Source organism: Pseudomonas fluorescens (genome assembly GCF_003732425.1).
GTDB classification, from domain to species: domain Bacteria; phylum Pseudomonadota; class Gammaproteobacteria; order Pseudomonadales; family Pseudomonadaceae; genus Aquipseudomonas; species Aquipseudomonas fluorescens_BE.
On the sequence record NZ_MOBX01000013.1, the window covers coordinates 432348 to 458993 of the forward strand.

The 26646-nt window shown below is 58.8% G+C and carries 20 protein-coding genes and 1 pseudogene; 11 read left to right on the top strand and 10 right to left on the bottom strand.

The window, feature by feature from the left end; genetic code table 11:
• Positions 1-154: 154 nt before the first annotated feature.
• Positions 155-1054 carry a lipid A hydroxylase LpxO gene (gene lpxO, locus BK670_RS12355; protein ID WP_123449998.1) on the bottom strand — a complete coding sequence of 300 codons (900 nt, stop codon included), beginning with the start codon at positions 1052-1054 and terminating at the stop codon, positions 155-157.
• Positions 1055-1588: 534 nt separating this feature from the next.
• Here lpxO and BK670_RS12360 point away from each other — a divergent pair.
• Entirely contained in the window at positions 1589-2473 is an 885-nt protein-coding gene (locus BK670_RS12360; RefSeq protein WP_123449999.1) for a LysR family transcriptional regulator, read from the top strand.
• A 43-nt stretch (positions 2474-2516) separates the two neighbouring features.
• On the opposite strand, the gene BK670_RS12365 is transcribed toward BK670_RS12360, so the two are convergent.
• The 5 genes from BK670_RS12365 to BK670_RS12385 all read right to left on the bottom strand — a co-directional run bounded on the left by BK670_RS12365 (position 2517) and on the right by BK670_RS12385 (position 9474).
• Positions 2517-3617: an alkene reductase gene (locus tag BK670_RS12365; protein WP_123450000.1), complete on the bottom strand. Its 1101-nt coding sequence runs from the start codon at positions 3615-3617 to the stop codon at positions 2517-2519.
• Positions 3618-3899: 282 nt separating this feature from the next.
• Entirely contained in the window at positions 3900-5141 is a 1242-nt protein-coding gene (locus tag BK670_RS12370; RefSeq protein ID WP_123450001.1) for a thiolase family protein, read from the bottom strand.
• Positions 5138-7021, bottom strand: a complete 1884-nt coding sequence (locus BK670_RS12375; protein WP_123451365.1) for a feruloyl-CoA synthase — start codon at positions 7019-7021, stop codon at positions 5138-5140. The genes BK670_RS12370 and BK670_RS12375 overlap by 4 nt, the downstream gene beginning before the upstream one ends.
• A gap of 90 nt (positions 7022-7111) precedes the next feature.
• The gene (locus BK670_RS12380; RefSeq protein WP_123450002.1) at positions 7112-8560 is read right to left on the bottom strand and encodes an aldehyde dehydrogenase; all 1449 of its coding nucleotides are present in this window, start codon (positions 8558-8560) and stop codon (positions 7112-7114) included.
• A gap of 83 nt (positions 8561-8643) precedes the next feature.
• On the bottom strand, positions 8644-9474 hold the full coding sequence (locus tag BK670_RS12385) for a p-hydroxycinnamoyl CoA hydratase/lyase (protein ID WP_123450003.1): 831 nt from the start codon (positions 9472-9474) through the stop codon (positions 8644-8646).
• A 213-nt stretch (positions 9475-9687) separates the two neighbouring features.
• Here BK670_RS12385 and BK670_RS12390 point away from each other — a divergent pair, with 213 nt between their 5' ends.
• Positions 9688-10176 (top strand): MarR family winged helix-turn-helix transcriptional regulator, encoded by a 489-nt coding sequence (locus BK670_RS12390; protein WP_123450004.1) that lies wholly within the window; start codon positions 9688-9690, stop codon positions 10174-10176.
• 60 nt (positions 10177-10236) lie between these two features.
• Here the strand turns inward: BK670_RS12390 and BK670_RS12395 are convergent, their stop codons facing one another.
• On the bottom strand, positions 10237-11544 hold the full coding sequence (locus tag BK670_RS12395; protein ID WP_404942480.1) for an OprD family porin: 1308 nt from the start codon (positions 11542-11544) through the stop codon (positions 10237-10239).
• Between the two features lie 342 nt (positions 11545-11886).
• Here BK670_RS12395 and mhpT point away from each other — a divergent pair, with 342 nt between their 5' ends.
• Both mhpT and BK670_RS12405 read left to right on the top strand, forming a co-directional pair.
• Complete coding sequence (gene mhpT / locus BK670_RS12400; protein ID WP_123450006.1) at positions 11887-13101, top strand: 3-(3-hydroxy-phenyl)propionate transporter MhpT; 1215 nt, start codon at positions 11887-11889, stop codon at positions 13099-13101.
• A gap of 175 nt (positions 13102-13276) precedes the next feature.
• Complete coding sequence (locus tag BK670_RS12405) at positions 13277-13993, top strand: GntR family transcriptional regulator (RefSeq protein ID WP_123450007.1); 717 nt, start codon at positions 13277-13279, stop codon at positions 13991-13993.
• 9 nt (positions 13994-14002) lie between these two features.
• Here the strand turns inward: BK670_RS12405 and BK670_RS12410 are convergent, their stop codons facing one another.
• The 3 genes from BK670_RS12410 to BK670_RS12425 form a co-directional block, all read right to left on the bottom strand.
• Positions 14003-14953 (bottom strand): PDR/VanB family oxidoreductase, encoded by a 951-nt coding sequence (locus BK670_RS12410; RefSeq protein ID WP_123450008.1) that lies wholly within the window; start codon positions 14951-14953, stop codon positions 14003-14005.
• 81 nt (positions 14954-15034) lie between these two features.
• Entirely contained in the window at positions 15035-16093 is a 1059-nt protein-coding gene (locus BK670_RS12415; protein ID WP_123450009.1) for an aromatic ring-hydroxylating oxygenase subunit alpha, read from the bottom strand.
• A gap of 470 nt (positions 16094-16563) precedes the next feature.
• The gene (locus tag BK670_RS12425; protein WP_123450010.1) at positions 16564-17517 is read right to left on the bottom strand and encodes a LysR family transcriptional regulator; all 954 of its coding nucleotides are present in this window, start codon (positions 17515-17517) and stop codon (positions 16564-16566) included.
• Positions 17518-17651: 134 nt separating this feature from the next.
• On the opposite strand from BK670_RS12425, the gene BK670_RS12430 reads away from it, so the two are divergent.
• The 7 genes and pseudogenes from BK670_RS12430 to BK670_RS12460 all read left to right on the top strand — a co-directional run bounded on the left by BK670_RS12430 (position 17652) and on the right by BK670_RS12460 (position 26569).
• Complete coding sequence (locus BK670_RS12430) at positions 17652-18830, top strand: M20 aminoacylase family protein (protein ID WP_123450011.1); 1179 nt, start codon at positions 17652-17654, stop codon at positions 18828-18830.
• A 56-nt stretch (positions 18831-18886) separates the two neighbouring features.
• Complete coding sequence (locus BK670_RS12435) at positions 18887-20185, top strand: MFS transporter (RefSeq protein WP_123450012.1); 1299 nt, start codon at positions 18887-18889, stop codon at positions 20183-20185.
• Between the two features lie 85 nt (positions 20186-20270).
• Entirely contained in the window at positions 20271-21593 is a 1323-nt protein-coding gene (locus tag BK670_RS12440) for an OprD family outer membrane porin (RefSeq protein WP_123450013.1), read from the top strand.
• Between the two features lie 98 nt (positions 21594-21691).
• The gene (locus tag BK670_RS12445) at positions 21692-23020 is read left to right on the top strand and encodes an amidohydrolase (RefSeq protein WP_123450014.1); all 1329 of its coding nucleotides are present in this window, start codon (positions 21692-21694) and stop codon (positions 23018-23020) included.
• Between the two features lie 219 nt (positions 23021-23239).
• Positions 23240-23521: pseudogene (locus BK670_RS29925) on the top strand (site-specific integrase); the annotation flags it as partial.
• A 12-nt stretch (positions 23522-23533) separates the two neighbouring features.
• Positions 23534-25120: an ABC-F family ATPase gene (locus BK670_RS12455; RefSeq protein WP_123450015.1), complete on the top strand. Its 1587-nt coding sequence runs from the start codon at positions 23534-23536 to the stop codon at positions 25118-25120.
• Positions 25121-25381: 261 nt separating this feature from the next.
• Entirely contained in the window at positions 25382-26569 is a 1188-nt protein-coding gene (locus BK670_RS12460) for an MFS transporter (protein WP_123450016.1), read from the top strand.
• The last annotated feature ends 77 nt before the right edge of the window (positions 26570-26646 follow it).

The following is a 26646-nucleotide window of genomic DNA, read 5'->3' on the forward strand; positions in this document are numbered from 1 at the left end:
ATCGTCAGGCAACTGACAGGTTGTATTTGAGAGAGTCTTCGCTAGCAGGCTAGCTCCCACAGGGTTCTGAGTCGAATGCAAAAATTGCTTTCACTCGAGACTAAGGTGGGAGCGAGCCTGCTCGCGAAGGGGCCAGCCAAAGCAATGCAAAAATTCAGATCAGAATGAACACCGCCAACAGACCACCGAAGATCGCCCACTTTTCCATGTAATAGCGCTTGCGATTGCGCTTTTTCAGCTCTTTACCGCGCAGGCGAATCTTGTAGATTCGGGTGAACAGACGGTTAATGCCACCAGTACGGTCGCCGGCATCATTCGGTGCGCCGGCAGCCGACATCACCGTCCGACTGAACCAGGCGTTGAACGCGGCGGCCCAGCGGTATTTCATCGGCCGTTCAATGTCGCAGAACAGGATGATGCGGTTCTTGTCAGTGGTGTTTTCGGCGTAATGGATAAACGTCTCGTCGAACATCACCGCTTCGCCGTCACGCCAGTGGTAGTTCTCACCGTCGACATTGATGTAGCAGCCGGCATCGTTCGGCGTATCCAGGCCCAGGTGATAGCGATAGGAGCCTGCGTACGGGTCACGATGACGCACCAGTTTCGAACCCGGTGGCAGCTCGGCAAACATCGCGGCTTTGATCGAGCCTATGCTCTGCACCAGTTCGGTGGTGCGCGGGCACAGCTTCATCGCCGACGGATGGCTTTCGCCGTACCACTTCAGATAGAACCGCTTCCAGCCGCTTTTGAAGAACGAGTTGAAACCCACGTCATCGTACTGGTTAGAGCGCTTGATCTCGCCGGCACGCAGCAGATTCTGCCCTTCTTCACGGATTTCCTCCCAGTGCGCCTGCAACGGGCTCAAGTCCGGAAACTCGCTCGGGTCCAGATAGGGCTTGTTCGGCTTTTTCGAGAACAGATAAAGAAAGCAGTTGATCGGCGCGAGAAACGTCGAATGGTCACTCAGTTGTCGACCGAGCTTATGGCGCACACGCCCACGCAGATGAACGTATGCAATGGAAATGACATAAATAGCAGCAATGATGAGTTTCACGGAAATTGTCACACGTCAGAAGTGAACAAACTGCGCGCCTGGCGGCCTGAGGCTCAGCGTCTTATGCAGTGGTCTGAATACAAATGGCACGTCCCTGGCCCGCGCCGTAACCGGACGCTCGGTGAAAGGTGGCATTTTAGCCACAGTTTGTAACCGATGGTGAGCGTTCATCTGTGAAAAACTGTCCGGCGTAGGTGCCAATCGGCGTTCGTGGCGTGATCACCCTATCATTTACCAAGACAATCGCCGCCAAACTTGTTTGTCGTAGTCTCCCATCCGGAAACCGCCAAGAGGCAGGTCACCGCTGTACAACCAATGGCCGGCGATGCCGCTGATTTCGGTGGGATGACGGCCCTCCTCCAGATCAAACACTCGCATCATGAAATCGCGAGTCACTCTGCGGTCTTGGGTACGCAGAGATACGTGATCGATACCATACAGGCTCCTGATTAGGTGAATGAAGGAACGATAGCGATGATTTACCTGGCGTAGAATCCGGATAAAAGCGCAACCATACTCAGGGAAATCCGGATAATGCTTCTCGAAAATCTGGCACTGTTTTTGTTGATAGTCGAGAAAGGTGGCTTGTCGGCGGCAGGCCGAGAGGCAGGACTATCGCCGACCTCTGTCTCGGAGCGGCTTGGGGCGCTGGAGAGGCATTACGGGGCGACATTGCTGACCCGCACTACCCGCTCGATCAGCCTGACTGATGAGGGGCGGATGTTGGTGGATGGCGCGCGTCGTATGCTTGCAGACGCTAAAGACATCGAGAGCAATATCAAACTGGGTACAGAGCGTATTTCCGGCCCCATAAGGCTGAGCGCACCGGTTGACTTAGGGCGAAACCGTATCGTGCCGATCCTGGATCAATTTCTCGAAGATAACCCTAACGTCAGCCTGGATCTGAATTTGACTGACGGTTTTCTGGATCTTGCTGGACAAGGCATCGACTTTGCCATTCGCTATGGTGCGCTGTCCGACAGCACGCTGCGTGTTCGAAAACTCAGCGAGGGGCGGCGTGTTGTGTGTGCATCACCGGCCTATCTGAGTGCTCATGGAACGCCGAAACATCCATCTGAGCTGGGCCAACAGCAGTGCATCTTGATGCGCTTCGGCGCCAACATCCATCGTGAATGGCAGTTCCGCGCTGACGGTCGCTCATTCAAGGTTCTGGTTTCGGGTAGACGTATCGCCAATGACGGCGACCAAGTGCGCCGGTGGTGTCTGGCAGGTCATGGTATTTGCATCAAATCGTATATCGATGTGCGCGAGGACTTGGAAGCGGGTCGCCTGATAGAGGTGCTGGAGACCTACTCTTTACAAGGTGTGGACTTGCAAATTGTTTACCCTTCCGGCCATGCGCTGCCGCGACGCGTCAAACTGCTGATGGACGAAATCTCCTCGAAGCTGCCGACTTGAGCCGCTTCAAGGAGATTTATCCTGAGTCGCCGAGCGTGATCCTTCAGCCCTGCTTAGACCAGGCAGGAAAATCGGAGTAACCGCGCGCGGTACCACCAAACAACTCAGCACCTTCCAGCCCGGCTAATGGGTAGCCCTTCTCCAGCCTCAGGGGCAGATCCGGGTTGGCAACGAATTTTCGACCGAAAGCGACAAAGTCGGCATAGCCTTTACTCAGCACCCAGTCTGCCAATTCCAGGTCATATTTGCCGGCAACCACAATGGCGTTGCGAAAGCGCTCACGCACAGCTTGGCGAAACTCCTCGGGAAACTTGGGGGCATCATCCCAGTCCGCCTCAACCAGATGCAGGTACGCAATGCCTTGCGCCTGCAAATAAGTAGCCGCTTCCAGAATTGTCGGCAGAATGTCCGGGCAAGCCATGCCGCGCGCGGTCAGAAATGGAGCAACGCGAATCGCAGTGCGGTCTGCACCCACTTCATCGATCACGGCATCCATGACCTCTTTGAGAAAACGCAGGCGGTTTTCCCGCGAGCCGCCGTATTCATCCGTGCGCACGTTTGAGGTGGTGCGCATGAATTGGTCAATCAGGTAACCGTTGGCGCCATGCACCTCCACACCATCGAAACCTGCTGCCATGGCGTTACGCGCAGCTTTGCGGAAGTCGTTGATGACGTCGTGTATTTCGTCACGGCTCAGGGCTCGCGGCGTCGGGCATTCGACCATGCTCCCCACACCCGTTGATGGATCTACTTTCCAAATGCTGCCGTCAAACGGGATTGCGGACGGCGCAACGGGTAACTCCCCATGGTGGAAGTCCGGATGTGACATCCGCCCCACGTGCCACAGTTGCAGAAAGATACGACCACCAGCAGCATGTACCGCATCGGTCACCAAACGCCAGCCAGCGACCTGTTCGTCGCTGTAAATGCCAGGGGTGAAGGAATAGCCCTTGCCCTGCGGGGAGATCTGCGTGGCTTCGGTAACGATAAACGCAGCCGATGCACGCTGTGCGTAGTACTCGGCGTTCATGGCGTTAGGGACATCGCCAGGTTGCGTACTGCGCGAACGAGTCATTGGCGCCATGACCACACGGTTAGGGGTGTGCAATTTGCCAACGGAACCTGGGGTAAACAATGTGGACATCAGAGTCTCCTCTTAGAACGTCTGTGAATCTTCTGGGCACAGAGTAGCCTGACGAGGATTTCTGATAATCAGCCTGAAACGGGAAACATATTACGGTCGATCCGGACAATTAATGAGTTAAGGGGTCAACTTTGGCTTCCGGGTAAGCTGGCCGCCATACGCGAGGTAACAGTTCATAAACTTTTCCGGCGCGTTGTGCCAGATCGCGTCCCTCAGAGCGGCCGCTGACGGCCAGGAGAGGTCATTAGCGGAAACACAGCTTGCCCGTCAGTCTCCGAAATCTCAGGCATGCCAGGCCGAATTCTCGATCAATAGCGCCATGCCCTGCCCCCCGCCAACACAGGCCGCGGCAACCCCGTAACGCAGATTGTGCTCACGCAGCTGTCGTGCCAGGGTCAACACCAGACGCAAGCCACCGGCGGCCAAGGGATGTCCGAGTGCCAGCGAACCGCCCTGGACGTTCAGGCGCGAATGTTCCAGTTCCAGCTCCTGTGCCACCGCGAGGACCTGGGCGGACTGGGCTTCGTTGATTTCAAAGCGGTCGATCTGATCCAGGCTCAAGCCGCTGCGCTGCAACAGCAGCCTGATCGCCGGTGCCGGACCGATGCCCATGAACTCCGGCGCCACCCCGACCACCGCGCTGGCCCGCAACAGGGCCAACGGTGTATCCCGACAGGCCGACGCGCGCCCGACCAGGGCCGCTGCCGCGCCATCGACCACCGCACAACTATTGCCGGCAGTTTGCACTCCACCTTCGTGCACGGTGCGCAGCCGGGCCAAAGCCGCGATTTCTCCGGGCCGTGGGTGGCTGTCTTCACTCACCGTGTCGACACCGCGGGGCAGGCGGATGCTGCGGGGCTGATAGCCTTGCAGTTCAAACGTCTGATGCTCCACGGCAACGATCTCGGCTGCCAACCACCCGGTCCGCTGCGCCGCAAACGCCCGCTGATGACTGGCACAGGCGTAGGCGTCTACCGTTTCGCGACTCAGACCGTAACGCCGTGCCAGGTTGTCGGCGGTGGTGATCATGTCGACCCCGGGAGCCGGGTCGTACAAGGCTTCCCAGAGAAAGTCCTTGAATTGCACTTCTGCGCCAAGGCGGAAGCCACCTCGATGGGTGTAGGCCGCAATCGGATTGCGCGACATCGATTCGGCGGCCACACACAATGCCAATTGCACACCGTCACCCAGTTGCCCGGCGGCCTGGCGCAGCAGCTCGAAACCCGTGGCGCAGATGCGCTGTACCCCCAGTGCCGGAACCGATTGCGCCACGCCGCTGTAGAGGCCGATGTGCCGTGGCAGCATGTAGGTATCGAAGCTGGCCTGCGCCATGGAGCCTGCCAGCACGCTGTCGACCACCCGCGGATCGACTCCCGAGCGAGCCAGTACTTCACGCCCGACCTTGATGCCCAGGTCGATCGGCGAAACCTCGGCCAATGCCCCACCGACGTCCACCCAGGGCGTGCGCACCGCATCGAAAATCGCTGCATCGGCAAACGCCGAGTACTGCCCTCCTGCTTTCACGAATTCGCTCCGGCGCGCAAGATGGCCGGATCGAGCCCGCGATACAGCGCCTCGACCTGCTCCGCACGCCACTGCAGTACTGCTCGCTGATTGATCGAGCCCTTATCGGTGATTTCTCCCCGGTCGATGGACGCCGGCTCGTCGAGCAAGACAATCCACTCCAGGCGACTGGCGCTGCCCGTGGCCTCGCGATTGAGTCGCTGCAACCAGCCAGCGAACCACTCGCGCACCGGGGCGCTGGCCAACACCTCGGTGTCGCTTGCACTGGCAGGCAACCCTGACAGCCGTCGACATTCCAACAACCGAGCAAAGACCAGCGCGCCCAGGCATTCACGATCCGGCGCGGTCACCACCAAGTCCTGGACATAGGGCGAGCCTTCAAGCACCGCGCGGCTGCGCAAAGGCCCGACGCTGACGAATACCCCGGACGACAACTTGAAATCTTCGGCGATGCGCCCGTCGAACATCAGCCCCAATTGCGGATCACGCGGGTCGGCGAGCTTGAGCGCATCACCGGAACAGTAGAAACCCTGCGAGTCGAACGCCTCAAGGGTCTGCTGCGGCGATCGCCAATAGCCGGGCATGATGTGCGGCCCACGAAAGCGCCCTTCCAGTTTGCCGTCCACCGGCATCAGACGCACTTCACAACCCGGCGCTGGCAGGCCGACGTAACCGGCCATGGACAACGGGCCGGTGGTGAAGGTGCAAGACGGCGAAGCCTCGGTCATACCGAGCCCGGCCATCATGCGGATACGCTCACCGCAGTGCTGTTCGGCGACGCGGTCGAGGCGGTCCCAGACACTTTGCGACAGCCCGGCAGCGGCGAAAAAAAACAGGCTGATGCGCTTGAAAAAGATCTCCCGCAGCTCCGCGTCCTGCTCTAGTGCCGAGGCTAACTCTTCCCATCCCTTGGGAACGGTCAGATAGGCGGTGGGCGACACTTCCTTGAGGTTACGCAGGGTCTGCGCGAATCCCTGCGCCGTCGGCTTACCGTCGTCCAGGTAAAAGCTGCCACCGTTATAAAGCACGATGCCGACGTTATGACTGCCGCCGAAGGTGTGGTTCCACGGCAGCCAATCCACCAGTACCGGCGGTTCTTCGCCAAACACCGGAAACGTTTGCAACAGCATCTGTTGGTTAGCGCACAGCATGCGCTGGGTGGTGATCACCGCTTTTGGCAGTTTGGTCGAGCCGGAGGTGAACAGGAACTTGGCGATACTATCCGGTCCGGTGTTGGCAAATGCAGCCTCAGCGTCTGCCCCGCCCGGCTGCTCAGTCAGGCTTGAAAAGCTGACCTGCCGACGTCCGGCGATTTCGCCCCGAACGGTAATAACAGGCGTTTCAGCGGGCAGTACGGTCTCGATGGCACGCTGGTACGCCGCGGCATCACTGACAAACACCAGACCGGGTTTCAGCAGGTCGCAAACATGACGCAACTTGGCAAAATCCTGCGACAACAGCGAATAGGCCGGCGACACCGGGCAGTAGGGAATGCCCGCGTACAGGGCTCCGAACGCGAGCTGCAAATGCTCGATGTCATTACCCGAAAGCAGCACCAGCGGTTTGTCCGCCGACAGGCCGTAGCTCAACAGGCTTTGAGCGATGGCACGCACACTGTCGAGCATCTGGGCGTAACTGATCCGGCGCCACTCGCCGTCGGCCTGGCGGGCGGCGATAAAAGTCTGCTCGGGACGCACCCGGGCCCAATGCACCAGACGCTCAAGCAGCCGCGGCGGATAGTCGGCCAATGGCTCCAGGGAACGCATGTGCAACGCGCCCTGTTGCTCAGTCACCTCGACCGCTGCGCGAGCGATGGACACGTGACGGTAGCGCGGCGCACTGGCTGCGGTGTGGGGTTGCGATCTGAATTCGGAACTCACGAGCTTGTTCTCCATCAAGGCACGCTACCACCGAGCCATAAGAATGGGCGCCGTGGTGGCTGCAGCCTTTTTTATTGTTATGGGTGCTGTTCAGATCGGGTAATGCCGAGTCCCATGCTGCAAGGTGACCCAGCGTAGCTGAGTGAAATGCTCGATGGACGCCTTGCCGCCAAAGCTGCCATAGCCGCTGGACTTGACGCCGCCGAAGGGCATTTGCGCCTCATCGTGCACGGTCGGGCCATTGATATGGCAAATGCCCGACTCGACCCGCTGGGCCAGCGCCAATGCACGCCCGGTATCACGACTGAAGATCGCTGCCGACAAACCGAACTCGGAGTCGTTGGCCAGACGCAGCAATGCTTCATCGCCCTCCCCACGCAACACCACCGCCACCGGGCCGAAGGATTCCTCACGGTACAGACGCATGGTCTCGTTGACGCCATCGAGCAGGGTCGGCTGCAAAATGCTGCCGTCCAGTTGCCCGCCCGCCACTCGCCGCCCCCCTTTGTCGAGGGCATCGTCGATCAGCCCCTTGATGCGCGTTCCGGCACTGGCATCCACCAGAGATCCAAGCACCGAGTCCGGCAGTGCAGGATCACCGGCGCGCAGAGTCGAGACCTTGGCCGCCAGTTTGGCGACAAAGGCATCGGCGACCTTGGCATCGACGATCAGGCGTTCAGTAGACATGCAGATCTGGCCCTGATTGAAGTACGCACCGAAAGCTGCCGCTTCTACCGCTGCATCCAGGTCGGCATCATCGAGCACCAATAACGGGGCCTTGCCACCCAACTCCAGCAATGCCGGTTTGAGATGGCGTGCAGAGAGCTCGCCGACAATGCGCCCGACGTGAGTCGAACCGGTGAAGTTGACCCGGCGCACCGCCGGGTTGGCGATCAGCCGCTCGACAATTGCCGCAGCATCCGCCGGAGCATTGCTAATGACGTTGACCACGCCATCGCCCAAACCTGCATCCTGCAAAACCTGGCCGATCAGCCGGTGCACCGCCGGGCTCAGCTCGGACGCTTTGAGCACCACGGTATTGCCGCACGCCAGCGGCATGGCGATGGCACGGGTGGCGAGAATCACCGGGGCATTCCACGGAGCAATGCCCAGCACCACACCGCAGGGCTGACGCAGGGCCATGGCAAAACTGCCTGGCACATCCGAGGGGATGACTTCGCCATTAATCTGAGTGGTCATCGACGCCGCTTCTCGCAGCATGTTGGCCGCCAGCTTCACGTTGAAGCCGTACCAGTTGGCCATGGCCCCGGTTTCATCGGCCGCCGCGATGAATTCCTCACTGCGCGCCTGCAACTGCTCGGCCGCTTTGAGTAAACGGGTGCGGCGTTCATTGGGCGCCAGGGCGGCCCAGGCAGGAAACGCTGCCTGAGCCGCAGCCACCGCGGCATCGGCATCTTCCAGAGTGGCGGCGGCAGCCCGCGATACCACTTCACCGGTCACCGGGTTGCGGCGTTCGAAGGTTCGACCGTCGCGGGCAGGCAGCGACTGGCCGCCAATCAGCAGGGGCACGTCCAGCATAGTAATTCCTCTTTATTATCTTTATCGGGAATACAGTCGAGCGCTACAGAGCGCCGGGGCGGATCTGCACCCGGCGACTCGTCTCAGCGCTTGTAAGCCTGCAGACCGGGCTTGATGCTCTTGTCGTCGAGGAATTGCTTCATGCCTTGCTCGCGACCACCTTCGGTATCGAGCAGCCGCGACTGATCAAGCTTGGCGTACAAGTAGTCCTCGTTCTGCTCCCAGGTCAGCTCGCGGCAGCGCTTGAAACCATGCTTGGCCGCACGCAGCACCACCGGATTTTTCTCCAGCAGGTTGCGCGCCAGATCCACGGTGACTTCACGCAGTTGCGCCAGGGGGACGCTTTCGTTGACCAGGCCCATCTCGGCGGCTTTCTGCCCACCGAAGGTCTTGCCGGTCATGATGTAGTACAGCGATTGGCGATGGCCCACGGTGTCGGCCATGGCCTTGCTGACCAGATTGCCCGGCGGGATGCCCCAGTTGATTTCCGACAGGCCGAAGGTCGCTTCGTCGGCGCAGATCGCCAGGTCGCAGGCTACCAGCGGGCTGAAACCGCCACCGAAGCACCAGCCGTTGACCATGGCGATGGTCGGCTTGGCGTACATGCGCAGCAGTTTCCATTGCCATTGCGAGGCTTCGCGGCGGATTTTTTCCTGGAGGATCTCCGGGCCCGCGTCCACTTCGCGGAAGTATTCCTTGAGGTCCATGCCCGCAGTCCAGGCTTCGCCAGCACCGGTCAGCACCAGCACGCCGGCCGCCGGATCCTGTTCCAGGGTTTCGAGTACATCGATCATTTCCCGGTTGAGTGTCGGGCTCATGGCATTGCGTTTTTCCGGGCGATTGAGAATGACCCAGGCGATGCCTTCTTCGATCTCGACCTTGACGGTTGTCCAGCGACCTTCGTAGTTACTCATGGCGTTGCTCTCTTGTTCTTGGCTTGAAGATGACTGGAAATTAAATGACCAATTTAGTTATGTCAATTAACTATTATCTTAATTAACCATTTTTCATGCCGCGAAAAATATCCTGTGAACCTATCGCCATGAACGACGGGCATAGCTATCAGCCGCCAACCCCGGCAAACTAGATACGCTTATTAACCTCCACCTCTTCAGGATTCACCCGCAATGGCCAAGCCTTCTCCCCTCGCCGATCCGAGCGAGTCCCCATCCGCCACCGCCGAGATGCAGGCACCGCTGGATTCGGCACTGGATGACCTGATCGGCTACGCGATGCGGCGCGCCCAACTCAAACTGTTCCAGAACCTGATCGGTCGCCTGTCAGCCCACGACCTGCGCCCCGCGCAGTTTTCGGCTCTGGCAATCATCGACCAGAATCCTGGGCTGATGCAGGCCGACCTCGCCCGCGCCCTGGCCATCGAGCCGCCGCAGGTGGTGCCGCTGCTCAATAAACTGGAAAGCCGCGCGCTGGCGGTGCGGGTGCGCTGTAAGCCGGACAAACGCTCCTACGGAATCTTTCTGAGCAAGACCGGCGAAACCTTACTCAAGGAGCTCAAGCAGATCGCCGCGCAAAGCGATTTCGACTCCACTTCATCGCTGACTGGCGAAGAGCGTGAAGAGCTGCTGCGCTTGCTGAGAAAGGTTTACCAGGACTGAGCGCACGCAGCCGGCGCGCCCCAAAGAGGCGGCCGGCGGGGAACACCGCAGGACCCGAAATCACCAGATCGGCAAGGTATAGAGCACCAGGAAACGGGTCTGGTTTTCATCGCGGAATGACGCGCCGGCCGGGAAGTCATTGCGATAAATCGACTTGCGCGCCAACAGCCCGACGTTTTTCAGCGGGCCGCTCTGGATCACATAACTCAGTTCCATCTGAAACTCGCGTTCCTTGCGGTCATCGGCGTTGAAGGCGGCCAACTCGATATTGTCACCGCGCACATAACGCAGACGCCCCTTCAGCCCCGGCACGCCGGATGCAACGAAGTCATAGTCGTAGAGGGCCTGCCAGGTGCGTTCCTTGGCATTGAGAAAGTCCGAACTCATGGTCAGTTCGCTCATGCCCATCAACTCGGTGCCAGAGATGTACGGCGTCGCCGTGTCGCCACTGGAGTGCATGTAGCCGAGGCTCACCCGATGCCCGCCGAAGCGGTAGCCAAACAATGCAGAGAGGTTGCGGTTGTCGACCTCACCCGCCTTCGCGCTGCCATCCTCGCGGCTGAAAAAACTTCGCAAGTCGCTGGTGAATACCCCTTCGCCGAGCGGCAGGTTATGCAGTAATGCCAGAGTATCCTGTTGGTACAGGTCGGCTACCTCAGCATGGTAGGCGCGCAGACTCAGGTCTTTGTTGACCTGGTAATCGCCCCCAAGATAGGCCATGTGCGAGGTGGTGGCAGCACCGTTGAAACGCCGGTTCGGCGAGGCGATGGCCATGGCTTGATAGTCCGTGGAATCGCGCTTGTTGATGCGATCGATGTAACCGGTGTTCAGGGTAAGTCCATCGATATCTCTGGAACTGAGGGTGGTGCCGCGAAAGGTCTGTGGCAGCAGTCTCGACGGGCTGGCAAAGGCAAACGGCAGGAAGATCGAGACATCACCGCTCTTGATCGTCGTCTGGGCAAACCGCAACTTGGCCGTCGGAGTCAACCGCGAATAGTCATCCGCCGCGCGCTTGTCGCTGGCTGACACCGGCAACAGTTCAGTACCGCTGCGATCAGGGGCGGAGTCGAGCTTGACCCCCAACAGGCCTCGCACGTCCAGACCGAAGCCTACAGTCCCTTCGGTAAATCCCGACTCCACGCCCATGATGAAACCCTGGGCCCATTCCCGCGCGGCCGTCTTGGCGCCGCCGTCCTTGTAATCACGGTCCATGTAGTAATTGCGCAGGGTCAGGTTTGCGTGACTGTCCTCGATAAACCCTTCGGCCCTCAGTTGAGAGGGCAGAACGCTGACGCCAAGCAACGCCACCATCCACCCTGGAGTGGCGCGGGATACGCAGGTGAGCGATGTTACTGAACCGGTGTTCATTGGGTGTTTTGGCATGTTCGATGTCCACTTCTTATTGTTTTTTGGATGCCGTAGCCGCGGGAATTGCCGGCTTCACGAACAGAGAATGGAAACAGCGAAGGGGCGTCGTCAATCGCAAATGTCCGATAATCGAACATTAATATTATTATCTATTTCCTCATTGAATCTTTGATTTATGCATAACAATCTGTTTTGTAAGGCTTTATCAAGTGATTTTGCAGTATTTGAGACGTTATTCTTTTTTTAGTTATCTTTGTTATCTTAATCCCCAGCAGTCACTCATGCCGCACCCGTTGCACGGACGGCTCGACTGCATAACAAAAACAACAATGAGGCTCACCCATGGACAGTCCATCGCGTCGCTCGACGCTGACAATCGCTCTGTGCTTTATCGTTGCACTCATCGAGGGGTTTGATCTGCAAGCTGCCGGTACCGCTGCCGCAGGATTGCGCCAGAGTTTTGCCCTGGACCCGAAAATGATGGGTTGGGTGTTCAGCGCCGGGATCATTGGCCTGCTGCCAGGCGCATTTTTTGGCGGCTGGGTGGCCGATCGTATCGGCCGCAAGAAAATCCTCGTCAGCGCCGTGTTGCTGTTTGGTGTCTTCTCGCTCTACACCGCTTATGTCGAGAGTTATTCCAGCCTGCTAATGGTGCGCTTCATGACCGGCCTGGGTCTGGGCGCCGCCCTGCCCAACCTGATTGCCCTGTGTGCCGAGGCCGTTAGCGAGCGCCATCGCGGCACCGCAATCAGCGTCATGTATTGTGGTGTGCCTTTGGGTGGAGCGCTGGCGGCCGTGGTGGCGATGTTCTCCAGTGAACACTGGCAAACCACTTTTATCATCGGCGGCCTGACCCCGTTGCTGGTGGCGCCGCTGATGGCCCTGCTGCTGCCCGAATCCACCGCGTTCCACCAGCAACACGTCACCACCCGCCCACGCGCGTCCACCGCTCAGGCGCTGTTCGGCGAAGGGCGCGCACGTTGCACATTGGCCTTGTGGTTGAGCTATTTCTTCACCCTGACCGTGATGTATATGCTGCTCAACTGGCTGCCCTCGCTGCTGCTGGGCCAGGGTTTTACCAAACCCCAGGCAGGCATGGTGCAGATGCTGTTCAACATAGGCGGTGCCTGTGGTTCGCTGCTCGGCGGGGTATTGTTGGACCGCTGCAACGGCCTGAAAGTGGTGTTGTTTGTGTACGCTGGGGTGTTGGCAGCGTTGGCCGGGGTCGGTCTGTCAGTGGGTATAGTGCCGATGGCAATCGCTGGATTTGCCGTCGGGCTGTTCGTAATGGCCGCCCAGCTCGTGCTGTACGCATTGGCGCCGCCTTCCTACCCGACGTCGGTGCGCGCCACGGGTGTCGGCGCGGCCGTAGCCATTGGCCGGCTCGGTTCGGTGGCAGGCCCCTTGGCGGCTGGCCAGATCCTCGCCGCCGGTGCCGGCACCACTGGCGTGTTGCTGGCAACCTCTCCAGGGTTAGTAATCGCCGCGCTGTCGATCCTGACTGTGATCGCCCGTAATGGCGCGTTAGCCGCGCCGCAAGCGGAAGCGGCAAACTAAGCCCCGCTAGCGAGCGTTCCGGAATGAGCATGCCCGGCAATTAGCCGGGCATTTTTTATGCACACCCAACCAATTGCCCGGTTAACGGTGCCGTGCGCTGAGGCCTGACGCCCGCCCCTGCAGTTTCACCCTCCTTGCGTTACCATGGCGCACCCTCTCTCTGGATGTCGCCTGCATGAGTAAACCCGGTCAAATGGTGCTGGTCGCACTGCGCAAAATGATTGCCTCAGGCGAACTGGCAGCCGGCGAGCGACTGATGGAGATCCCTACGGCGGAGCGTTTCGGTGTCTCGCGCATGCCGGTGCGCATGGCCTTCGTGACGCTGGAACAGGAAGGTTTGCTGGTACGCCACGGCAGGCGTGGCTATCAGGTGCGCTCGGTGAGTCCGGACGATATTGCCGGTGCCGTCGAGGTCCGTGGGGTGCTAGAGGGGCTGGCCGCGCGACAGAGTGCCGAACGCGGCTTGAGCGAACAGGCGCAGGCGGCGCTGCGCGAATGCCTGATGCAAGGCGACGCATTGTTCGATAAAGGCTATGTGACAGAAGAAGACCTGGAGGCCTTCCATGACCTCAACATGCGATTTCATCAGGTGATAGTCGAAAGCAGCGCCAACCCGGCTATCGCCGAAGCGCTTGCACGCAACGATCATCGCCCATTTGCCTCTGTGTCAGCGCTGGCCATCGATCGCGAAGACATGGTGCGCGAGTATCGGCGCTTCAACTTTGCGCACATGCAACACCACTCGGTATTTGACGCACTGGTCAGTCGCCAGGGGGCTCGCGCCGAGGCCATCATGCGCGAGCACGCCAATGCGACCCTGCGTTACGCCGAGGTCTTCGGTGCCAACGGCGGTCACAACGACCGGATGAAAATCATCGCTCGCGGCGAGTAATGGTCCCGCTCAGATATCCAGCACCAGCAATGCCGACCTGGCCCTCGAACAGCAGGGCGTGAACTGATCATTGGCTGCTTGCTCGGCTTCGGTGAGAAACAGGTCACGGTGATCGGGCACCCCTTCCAGCACCCGCGTCAGGCAGGTACCACAGATCCCCTGCTCACAGGACATGGCGATCTCGACACCGTGACTCTCCAGCACTTGGATCACTGTCTTGTCGGCAGGAATGTCGAACACCTGTCCGCTGCTGCCAAGCTTCACCTGGAACGCCCCATCGGCACTGGCATCCACCGGGGCTGCGGCGAAATATTCACGGTGCAACTGGCTCTCGCCCCAGCCCTGGGCCTTGGCATTGTCGAGCACGTGCTGCATGAAACCTGAAGGGCCGCAGACATACAGGTGCGCGTCTGGCCTCGGATGGGACAGAACACTGGACGCATCCAGGCGTGAATCGGCCTCTTCGTCGAAATGCAGGTGCACGCGATCGGCGAACGATGCCCCTTTCAAACGTTCGACAAACGCCGCGCGATCACGGTCGCGAGCACAATAGTGGAGGTCAAAATCGGCACCGCTCTGAGCCAGTTGCTCGGCCATGCTGAGAATCGGCGTGATGCCGATACCTCCCGCGAATAACAGGCTGCGCCGCGCCCCACCCACCAGCGGGAAGAGATTGCGTGGTTCGCTGATGTACAGGCGATCGCCGCTGTTGATCTGCTCATGCATGCACTGCGAACCTCCGCGAGACCTGGCGTCCTTGAGTACGCCGATCTGATAGCGATGGCGCTCTTGCGGGTGATTGCACAGTGAATACTGACGGATCAGACCGCCGGACAAATGTACGTCGATATGCGCCCCGGCAGTGAACTCGGGCAACGCTTGCCCTTGGGCGCAAGTCAATTCGTAGCTGCAAATATCCAGCGCTTCGTTGTTGCGGGATGTCACGAGGACTTCAATCATGATGCACCTTCAGGGCCGCCACCGCGGCGGCCGCGAAAAAGAAGAATGGGCTGGCGTGCGTTAGAGGAACTCCCCGGCCACCTAGTTGACGCGGGCAATCAGCTCGGCCGACGGTGCCCGCTCACGGGCGATGATCCGTTCCAGTACACGCCGGGCCTGCACGCCACCCGCATCGATATTGAGCTTGAGCAAATTGCGCTGGGGATTGGCCAGCAAGTTGCGTTGCTGCTGCTCCAGCATGTCCAGGTCTTCACTGAAGATTTTCCCCTGGCCCTCTCGGATGCTTTCGGTCAGTGCTTTGTCATGGGGATTGAAGCTGCGTGCCATGCCCCAGAAATACCAGATCGAAGTCTCGGTTTCCGGCGTAATGAAGTCGACCACGATGCTTGCGGCCTTGTGCTGCGGCTCGGCGTTGTAACCGCCCTTGCCGGCATGGGCCACCCCCACTTCGATCAATACGTGACTGGGTGGGTTGAAGCGGCAGATTTGCCATCGGTCGACCGGCACGTCGTCGGCCAGATTGTTACCGCGCAGGGCCATGCGCCAGAACGGTGGAGCCATGATGTTTTCCATGTGCCGCGCGGTAACAACTTCGTCGCCCTGAACCGTCGTGACAGGCGCTGCCTCATCGATCTCTTTCTGGCCAATGCTGGAAGCGTGCACGTAGGTTTCGTGTGTGAGGTCCATCAGGTTATCTATCATCAGGCGATAATCGCAGTCGATATGAAACAGCCCGCCACCGTAGGCCCACTCATCGCTGACAGCCCATTGCAGATGATGTATCAACGCTGGGTCAGCCTTGTCCTGTTCTCCAGGCCACACCCAGATGAATCCGTAACGTTCCTCAACCGCGTACGCCTTGTTGCAGGGAAAGCCCCGTACACGTTGCCCCGGCATTTCAACAGTCTTGCCGTCATGGCCCATCACCAGACCGTGGTAACCGCAGACCAGGTTGCCGTTCTCGACATACCCAAGCGAAAGGGGGGCGCCGCGATGCGGGCAAAAGTCTTCGACGGCCGCAACACGTCCTTCCGGACCTCGATAGAACACGATTTTTTCACCGCATATTTGCCGCCCAAGGGGCTTGCTTTCAATCTCGTCGGGGGTGCAGGCGACATACCAAGTATTTTTCGGATACATAAATATCTCCGGGACAGGCTTGTTTTTATGGATCCATTTGATGCTCCATAACTGACTCAAGTCAAGTAAAACTATAATCTGTGCATTTAATGGATCCATTAAACCTGTTTCGCTCAGACCCAACCCGTGCTGCACCTTGGAAGTCACTTCCATCCAGCACTTAACCTTGCACCCGAAATGGCAGTACAAATCGAGCACAGAACGACGCGCTCGGCGCCAGGAGCATGAGGACGTATTGGGGAGAGATGCAGCTTCGCCACAGCAAAGCAGCTGAGATGATGCGAGACCAAAAGTGGACGGTGAACATCCCTTCTGGACGCTCAAACAATGGATGAGTGCGACGTGCTTCCTGATCCGAAAGTTCGCCGCAGTGCACGTCGAGATGAGCTTGAGCGTGCTTGCCTACAACGTGAAACAGGGCATGAAAAAACGCTGGTGAATGCCCCTCATCCGAGTGCAAACAGTTTCGCTCAGATCAACAGTTCCAGCGTGTCGAAAAGGTGGCGGTCTTCCATTTTTGACGAGCGTGACCGCCGTCGAACGACTTGCAAAATGCAGTCGATAAAGCACTGGGCGGCGATGCCGGGTTGGCTATTGCGTGACGTGACAATACCGATTATGTCCGTTGCGAATGACTCATCGAGGTCCAGCCGAACCATACGCCCGTGGAGCCCTGGCACTGTCAGCATCGGCTCGGGGCAATAGCTGAGCATGTCCGTCTGTTCCAGCAGCGCGCTCATCAGCAGTAATGATTGTGCACGCTGGACACGCTCCATGGCGATGTGGGCGTCGTGTTGCCAGAACAATTCGTTCATGAGGACGTCATGGTTGGCGTCCGGGTAGTTGACTACCCAGTCTTGATCAAGCAAATCGTGGATCGATCGGCAATGCTGCTTCGGATGCCCATGGCGAGCAACAACCGCCATTTCATAGGAAAACAATGGCTCGCACGTGAACTCCAGACGGGGCAGCAGCGCAGACACAAGACCTATCGCAAGTTCCATTGTGCCTTCACGTAAACGCGGCAGCGTGACAGCCATCAATCCTTCGAAAATCTCAAGCCGTACCTGCGGCATCCGTTGCCGAAACAGCAGCACCGCCTCTGGCAGCAGCGTCAGCCCCATCCAGGGCGAAATACCGAGCCGCAAGTGACCTTCGGCCTGGCCGCGAAGATGCGTCAACTCCAGTTTTGCCTGTTCCAGTTGGCTGAGCATTTGCCTGGCGTGCAGCAGCAACGAGCGACCATATTGGGTGAGCACCCCGCCACTGGCATTGCGAACGAGCAGAGGCAACTTCAAGTCATTTTCCAGCTCACGCAACGCCTTGGCCACAGCAGTCTGGGACACCTCGATTTGACGGGCTGCAGCGCGAATGCTCCCGCAATCCGCAACGGCTACCAATGCCTGCAACTGATGGAGTTTCATGGCTTTTCCCTTGTTGCCGACCGTAAACCAGTGGTTTTCAGTCCAACCAAATTGCGACTGCCTGCAGCTGGGCGTGCTGCCTATTATCGGGCTCGAAGCATGCCCGTCAATTTCCATAACAACAAGGAAGAAATATGACTCACCCATGCGTGTTACCCGATATCAAAGCGATCGAAGAAGAGATGATTGCGCTGCGCCGACACTTGCACGCTCACCCGGAGTTGAGCTTTGAAGAGTTCGCCACAAGCGACCTGATCGCTGGCAAACTTTTGGAATGGGGCTATGAAGTTCATCGGGGTTTGGGAGGTACCGGGGTCGTCGGGCGATTGAGGCAGGGCTCCGGCAATAAGAGCATCGGCCTTCGCGCCGACATGGACGCACTGCCCATCGTTGAGCAGACCGGCTTGCCTTATGCCAGCCGCAATGAGGGCGTCATGCATGCCTGCGGCCATGATGGTCACACTGCCATTTTGCTGGCGGCAGCCAAGCACCTCGCGAAAAGCCGTAAATTCGATGGCACGTTGAACGTTATTTTTCAGCCTGCAGAAGAAGGTGATGGTGGCGCGCGCCGAATGCTGGAAGACGGTCTGTTCGAGCTTTTTCCTTGTGACGCAGTGTTTGCGATGCACAACATGCCAGGACTACCGGTCGGCAAATTCGGCTTTCGTACCGGCCCATTCATGGCATCGACCGACACGGTGACCATCACAATCCACGGCGTGGGAGGACACGGAGCAATGCCGCACGAAGCGACCGACTCCATTCTCGTTGGATCGGCCATTGTCCTGGCGCTGCAGAGCATCGTGTCACGCAACATCAACCCTCTGGATTGCGCGGTGGTTTCGGTCGGCTCCTTTCATGCCGGAATCGCCCCCAACGTCATCCCGGACAAATGTGAACTGCAATTGAGCGTAAGGGCGCTGACACTCGACGTGCGCGACTTCTTGATTGACCGCATCACCGCCGTGGCTCAAGCACAGGCGACAAGTTTCGGTGCCCATGCGATTGTCACAGTCGACGAATCGCAGCGCTTCCCCGCGCTGATCAATGACGAAGTGAGCACCTCCTTTGCGCGCCAGGTGGCTCTGGATTGGTTAGGCAATGACGGCGTTCTCAGAGACATGTCGCCTCTGACGGGCAGCGAAGACTTCGCTGTGATGCTGGAGCAGTGCCCCGGTTGCTACCTGGTCATAGGGAACGGCGACGGTGAAGGCGGATGCATGGTTCATAACCCCGGTTACGACTTCAACGATGACTGCCTGGCATTGGGGGCGAGCTATTGGGTGCGTTTGGTTGAAACCTTCCTAGCCTGATATTCCAACCATCTGCCGGCATCGCTGCAGCCGCTGCGGCGATCAAAGGAGTTGTCATGTCCATTAGCGCAAACCCACAGGTGGTCCAGGCTAACGTCGTTCGCCCTACCCTGAGTTCTCGTGCAATTGCTGCCATTACCCTCGGTTCTGCACTGGAATTCTTCGAATTCTCGGTGTTCAGCTTTTTCGCCACATTAATCGGGCGGCAGTACTTTCCTGCCCAAAGCGAGATCGGCCAGTTGCTGCTGGCGCTCGCGACGTTTGGTCTGGGCTTCGTCATGCGCCCTCTTGGCGGCCTGATCATTGGCGCGTACGCCGACCGTGCGGGGCGCAAGCCGGCGATGTTGCTGACTTTGTGCCTGATGGCACTGGGTTCGACGGCGCTGGCGGTGACTCCGACCTTCGCTCAGATCGGCCTGGCTGCTCCACTGTTGATCGTCTGCGCCCGGCTGATACAAGGCTTTGCTATCGGCGGTGAAGTAGGCGCCTCTACGGCGATGCTGATGGAGTACGCCGACGATCACAATCGCGGCTTCTATGGCAGCTGGCAATTCTTCAGCCAGGGGCTGAGTTTCCTCATGGGGTCGCTGATCAGCCTGGCCTTGAGTGCCAGCCTCAGCGCCGATGCCCTGGAAAGTTGGGGCTGGCGAATGCCGTTTCTGGTCGGCCTGCTGGTACTACCGGTGGGTGTCTACATTCGTCGCCACCTGCAAGAAACTGCAGCCGAAGCTTCACCGGGTGAAAAGCCGCCGCTGCGACAGATATTGACTCACCATCGCCGCGCGCTGATCGCCGGAGTACTCATGGCTATCGGTGGGACCGCCACAAGCTACATCGTCCTCGACTACATGACGAACTACACGGTCGCCGTGTTGCACCTGCCCCTGCAGGTCGGCATAGGCGCTTCCTGCCTCGGCGCCTTGGTGCAGATCTTTTTGTCGCTCTGGGCGGGCAAGCTCAGTGACCGGATTGGCCGACGTCGCACGATCGCCATGGGCTGCATTCCTATGCTGATTCTGATTTACCCGGCATTTGTTTTGATGACCCACTTCCCGACACTCTCCACGCTAATGATGGTGTCCATCTTCACCACCTTCCTGCTGGTGATGATTACCGTACCTTCCGTGGTGATGCTGACCGAACTGTTTCCTCGCGCCATTCGCGCCACGGGGCTGTCATTGGTGTATTGCATCGGCGTGTCGATATTCGGTGGCTTCGCCCAATTCTTCGCCACCGGCATGATCAGCCTGACTGGCGACAAGCATGCACCAGCCCTGTACGTGATGATCTGCCTTTGCGCCACGCTCGCCGGCCTGGCGATGATCAAGGAAACAGCGGGCAAACGCCTCGACTAAGCAAACTACAACAGTCGCGGTGCACCTCCTCGGCTGAATAATAAAAACAGGCGCTCAAGCGCTCTCGAATCAAACGGATATTCAAATGTCGCGTACCTCATTTCTGTGGCCGCTGGTTATTGCCTGCTCGGCTGTTAATTCTGGAATCTGCGTTGCTGATGAACAGGGTTTCCTGGCGGACAGTCATCTGAAGCTGGTCAGCCGCTTGAATGGCTTAAACACCCGAATACTTGGCGATGGACATGACCAGAGACCGCGCAATCGACGTGATCCACGGGATTTGTCCCTGGGTGAACGGCTCAGTTTTTCTTCCGGTTTCACCCAGGGCACGCTCGGTCTTGGTATTGATGCGTTCGGCTACAGCGGTATCAAGCTTGATGGCGGCGACGGTCACGCAGGCTACGGGAATATCCAGCTGAACGATCAGGGCGAGGCCATGCGTTCCTATGGAAAGTCCGGCGCACTGGTCAAGCTGCGCTACGCGAAAACTCAATTGCGTTACGGGCAAATGGAGCTCCTGAACCCGGTCTTCGCGACAGCCGATTTACGTTTGTTGCCGAGCACGGCTACCGGCTTTCATCTGGTCAGCCAAGACATCCAGAGCCTGTTGCTGGAGGGCGGGCACTTTACGGCGGGGACAGAGCCCGCCTCGACCAGCAGCAAGGGAGGACTGTGGGCCAACTACGCCAATGTGCAGACACGCTCAGTCGACTTCGCAGGCACCCGGTATGCGCTGAATGACCAAGGGACCGTAAGCCTCTACGGCTCAGAGTTCAGCGACCTCTGGCGTCAACTGTATGTCGGCGCCACGTATGCGTGGAAGCCCAGTCAAGGGAGCCGTATCTCTATCGAGGGGAACCTCTACCACACACGCGACGAAGGGCAGGCCAATGCGGGTTTGATCGACACGACAGCCTACTCCGGCCTCGTGGCGTATTCGGTGCTCAATCACAAATTCACCCTCGCCTTCGAGCACATCATCGGTGATACCCCGTTTGACTACATCGGCTTTGGTAACAATGGCTCCGGGGCTTTCGGCAATTCGATCTACTTGAACAACGCGGTCATGGCGTCTGACTTCAACGGCCCTAATGAAAAGTCGGTGCAACTTCGTTACGACCTGGACATGGCGCCGTACGGCTTTCCAGGCTTGAGCTTCATGGGTCGCCATGTCTACGGCTACGACATCCATAGCTCCCCCAATGAGCACTACGGCGCATGGGCGAATGCTGACGATGCCTCACACAAAGAACTTGATCTTGAAGCACGCTATGTCATCCAGAGCGGCCCGGCGAAAGACATGAGCTTTCGTCTTCGACGGGGAATGCACAATGCCATTGGGGGCCAACCCGATGGCGACATCACCATGACCATCGTCGTCGTGGAGTGGCCGCTGCAGATTTTCTGACCACTGGTTTACGCACTCGCTGCCGATTGACCGACACCTGCCCCGATCCGCAAGGGATCGCGGGTTTCTAACAAAAAAAATCTACGGGATAACCACGCATGAAAACTAAAGCCCCTCTTTCACTCGCCGTTCTCGCTGTTCTTTCTACCACGCTATGTAACGCAGCAGAGGCCCCTTGGGTCGATACCGCCGTCGACTTGGCGAGCGCGCAAGTGATCGACCTGCGCCACACCATCCATCAGAACCCGGAACTGGGAAACATGGAGGTCAAGACGTCCACGCTGGTAGCGCAGCAGCTTAAGTCTTGGGGCATAGATGTCCGTACCGGCGTAGGCAAGACCGGCGTGGTAGGGATTCTCCGGGGTGGCAAACCTGGCCCGGTCGTCGCTCTGCGCGCCGATATGGATGCACTGCCGGTCAAGGAAATGACGGGACTGCCATTCGCCAGCAAAGTGCAGGGCGTGCGCCTTGGCAAAACCGTCCCCGTCATGCACGCCTGCGGCCATGACGCCCACACCGCCATGCTACTGGGTGCCGCCAGAGTACTCGCCGAACACCGTGATGAAGTACCTGGCACTGTCGTCTTCCTGTTCCAGCCTGCCGAAGAAGGTGCCGCAGACGTGGATGATTTCGACGCCAACGCAGTCTTGGGCGCCAAGGCAATGATTCGCGACGGAGCCCTTCAATCACCCAAGGTCGAAGCTATTTTCGGCATCCATGTCACGTCTGCCTACCCGACCGGACACTTGTACTTCAAGTCAGGAACGGCGTTGAACAGCGCAGATGATTTTCGCATCACAGTAAACGGCCGGCAGACTCATGGTTCGGCGCCTTGGACGGGCGTGGACCCGATTGTCGCCAGTGAGAAAATCGTCGACGGTCTGCAAACCCTGGTCAGCCGACGTATCGACCTGAGCAAAGGCTTGGGTGTCATCAGCGTCGGCTCCATCAACGGAGGCACCGCCACTAACATCATTCCGGAAACGGTCATACTGTCCGGCACCATCAGAACCAATAACGCAGACATACGAGACACCATCCTCGCGAAACTCCCGACGTTGGTAAATGGGATCGCCAGTGCCTACGAAGTCAAGACTGACCTTGAAGTGATGCAGTACGCGCCAGTGACCTCCAACAACCCTGCCCTGACTGAAGCGATGGTCCCCGCGTTGGAGCTGGCAGCGCCAGGGAAGGTCGAGCGCCTTTCATCCTCTCAGCCAGGTAGCGAAGACTTTTCGCTTTATGCGGAAAAGGTGCCCGGGCTGTTCGTTTTTCTTGGCGCAACGCCGGAGGGGCTGGACATGCAAAAGGCAGCACCTAATCACAGCCCTTATTTTTCCGTCGATGACGCCACCCTGGCCACCGGTGTGAAGGCTCATGTGCAATTCGTGCTGAACTATGCCGGGCGGGCGGCAAGTAAATCCTGATAGCCAGTCAAGTCAGCCCGGCTTTTTTTGTCAAAGTCTGATGGCAGCGTTTGAGAATGTGCGGGTGGATGCTGACGCACCCGCCCGGCCGCTCTTTTGCACTTCGCTAATGGGACCGACCCGGGGCGGCCAACAACTGGCTACTGGCCTATAGCAGACGATTCTGAAAATGATCCCGGCCGAATGAGCTCGGCATACTGTCCGCAATCGTGCAATGCAAAGCAGAAGTCAGACCAGCACAAACAATGGAGGACAGCGCTGGGAGCTTCAACGATGCCTCATCGGCCGCCGTACAACTGCCGTCATACTTATGCGACAATATGCTTAATGTCCAACATGAACCCCGCATTCATCGCTCAGCAACTTGGCCACAGCGTCCAAATGTTGCTGACGACGTATGCGCGTTGGCTCAACTCAAGCTCAGACTGGGGGGAGCTGGAAAAGCTCCAGATTGGTATCAAAATCGGTATCAGGCAAAAAAAACCAGCTCTAACCCATTGATAGGTAAGGTAATTGATCTCCACAGCTAACATCACGATGCAGTTCGGCGCCAAGCCGCTCTTCGAAAACGTCTCGGTCAAATTCGGCGCGGGCAACCGCTACGGCCTGATCGGCGCCAACGGTTGCGGCAAGTCGACCTTCATGAAAATCCTCGGCGGCGACCTCGACCCGTCCGGCGGTCAGGTCATGCTCGAGCCGAACGTGCGTCTGGGCAAGCTGCGCCAGGACCAGTTCGCTTACGAAGAATTCACCGTGATCGATACCGTGATCATGGGTCACGAAGAGCTGTGGAAGGTCAAGGCCGAGCGCGACCGCATCTACTCGCTGGCGGAAATGTCGGAAGAAGACGGCATGGCCGTGGCCGAGCTGGAAACCGAATTCGCCGAAATGGACGGCTACACCGCCGAATCCCGTGCCGGTGAACTGTTGCTGGGCCTGGGTATCGGCATCGAGCAGCACTTCGGCCCGATGAGCGAAGTCTCGCCAGGCTGGAAACTGCGCGTGTTGCTGGCGCAGGCGCTGTTCTCCGATCCGGAAGTGCTGTTGCTCGACGAACCGACCAACCACCTGGACATCAACACCATCCGCTGGCTGGAAAACGTGCTGACCCAGCGTAACAGCCTGATGATCATCATCTCCCACGACCGTCACTTCCTGAACAGCGTGTGCACGCACATGGCTGACCTGGATTACGGCGAGCTGCGCTTGTTCCCGGGCAACTACGACGAGTACATGACCGTGGCGACCCAGTCCCGCGAGCAACTGCTGTCGGACAACGCCAAGAAGAAAGCACAGATTTCCGAACTGCAATCGTTCGTCAGCCGCTTCTCGGCCAACGCCTCGAAAGCCAAGCAGGCCACCTCCCGCGCCAAGGCGATCGACAAGATCCAGCTGGCCGAGGTCAAGCCTTCCAGCCGTGTCAGCCCGTTCATCCGTTTCGAGCAGAACAAGAAGCTGCACCGTCAGGCGGTCATGGTCGAAAAAATGGCCAAGGGTTTCGACGGCAAGCCATTGTTCAAAGACTTCAGCTTCCAGGTTGAAGCCGGCGAGCGCGTAGCGATCATCGGCCCGAACGGTATCGGTAAAACCACCCTGCTGCGCACCCTGGTCAACGAATTGACCCCGGATGCCGGTAGCGTCAAGTGGACCGACGCTGCGGAACTGGGCTACTACGCTCAGGACCACGCACACGACTTCGAAGACGACGTCACCCTGTTCGACTGGATGGGTCAGTGGACTCAGGGCGAGCAGATGATTCGCGGTACTTTGGGGCGCATGCTGTTCTCCAACGACGAGATCCTCAAGTCGGTCAAAGTGATTTCCGGTGGTGAGCAAGGTCGCATGCTGTTCGGCAAGCTGATCCTGCAAAAGCCGAACGTGCTGGTGATGGACGAACCGACCAACCACTTGGACATGGAATCGATCGAGGCGCTGAACCTTGCGCTGGAGAACTACCCGGGCACGCTGATTTTCGTCAGCCACGACCGTGAGTTCGTATCGTCCCTGGCCACGCGCATCATCGAGCTGAGCCCGGATGGCGTGACTGACTTCAGCGGCACCTACGATGACTACCTGCGTAGTCAGGGCGTGGTGTTCTAAAAAGCTGCTGAAAACTGAAAAGCCCTGTCCATGTGACGGGGCTTTTTGCATTCCAAGGGCAGTGATTTGCTGGTGCGGATACCTTCGCGAGCAGGCTCGCTCCTACAGGAGGAACGCATTTCAAATGTAGGAGCGAGCCTGCTCGCGAAGGGGCCATCCGCCGCGACATCAATTCTCAGGATAATAGTTAGCCAGCTTCCTTTTATCCCACACCCACGCCATGATGCGAACTCTCCCGCCGCCGCCCGCGAACGAGTCCTCATGTCTGCGCAGCAACTGCCACCGCAAAGCTCCATGGCGATCACCCTGCAGATCGTCTCCATCGTGTTCTACACCTTTATTGCGTTCCTCTGCATCGGTCTGCCGATCGCAGTGTTGCCCGGTTATGTGCATGAGCAACTGGGATTCAGCGCGGTCATCGCCGGGCTGGTGATTGGCTCGCAGTACCTGGCCACCCTGCTCAGCCGGCCGATGGCCGGGCGCATGTCGGACACGCTCGGGACCAAACGGGCAATCATCTATGGCCTGTGGGGGATTGTCCTCAGCGGTTTGCTGACGCTGGTGTCCACGCTGCTGCAGGACTTTGCGCTGGCCAGCCTGATTATTCTGATCATCGGCCGTTTGCTGCTCGGCATCGCGCAGGGCTTGATTGGCGTCGGCACGATCAGCTGGTGCATGGGCCAGGTCGGTGTCGAACACACGGCAAAATCGATCGGCTGGAACGGCATCGCCTCCTATGGCGCGATTGCCATTGGTGCGCCATTGGGTGTGGTGATGGTCGCCGATTATGGCTTCACCAGCCTCGGCATCGCGCTGACAGTGCTCGCCGCCGGCGCACTGGTGCTGATCCGCAACAAGCCTTCGGTGCCGGTGATACGCGGCGAGCGCCTGCCATTCTGGGCGGTGTTCGGGCGAATCGCCCCGTATGGCGCCAGCCTGACCCTGGCCTCGATCGGCTACGGCACGCTGACCACCTTCATCACACTTTATTATCTCAACCGTGGCTGGACCGGCGCGGCGTACTGCCTGACGGTATTTGGCGTGTGCTTCATCCTGTCGCGGCTGATGTTTATTTCGGCGATCAGTCGTTTCGGCGGTTTCCGGTCAGCCATTGCCTGCATGACCATCGAAACCGTGGGCCTGGTGTTGTTGTGGCTGGCCCCGTCGACCGGGTTTGCCTTGATCGGCGCTGGACTGACGGGATTTGGTTTGTCACTGGTGTACCCGGCGCTGGGCGTCGAGGCGATCAAGCAGGTGCCGAGTTCCAGTCGTGGTTCCGGGTTGGGCGCTTATGCGGTGTTCTTCGATCTGGCGCTGGCAATCGCCGGGCCGTTGATGGGCGCGGTGGCGTTGAATCTGGGGTATGCGTGGATATTCTTCAGTGCGGCACTGTTGTCGGTGATCGGGTTGGGGCTGACCTTGCTGCTCCAGCGCCGGGCAACAAGCTGAAAAGCAAAGTCAAAAGATCGCAGCCTTCGGCAGCTCCTGCAGGTTGAACGGTATTCCCATGTAGGAGCTGCCGAAGG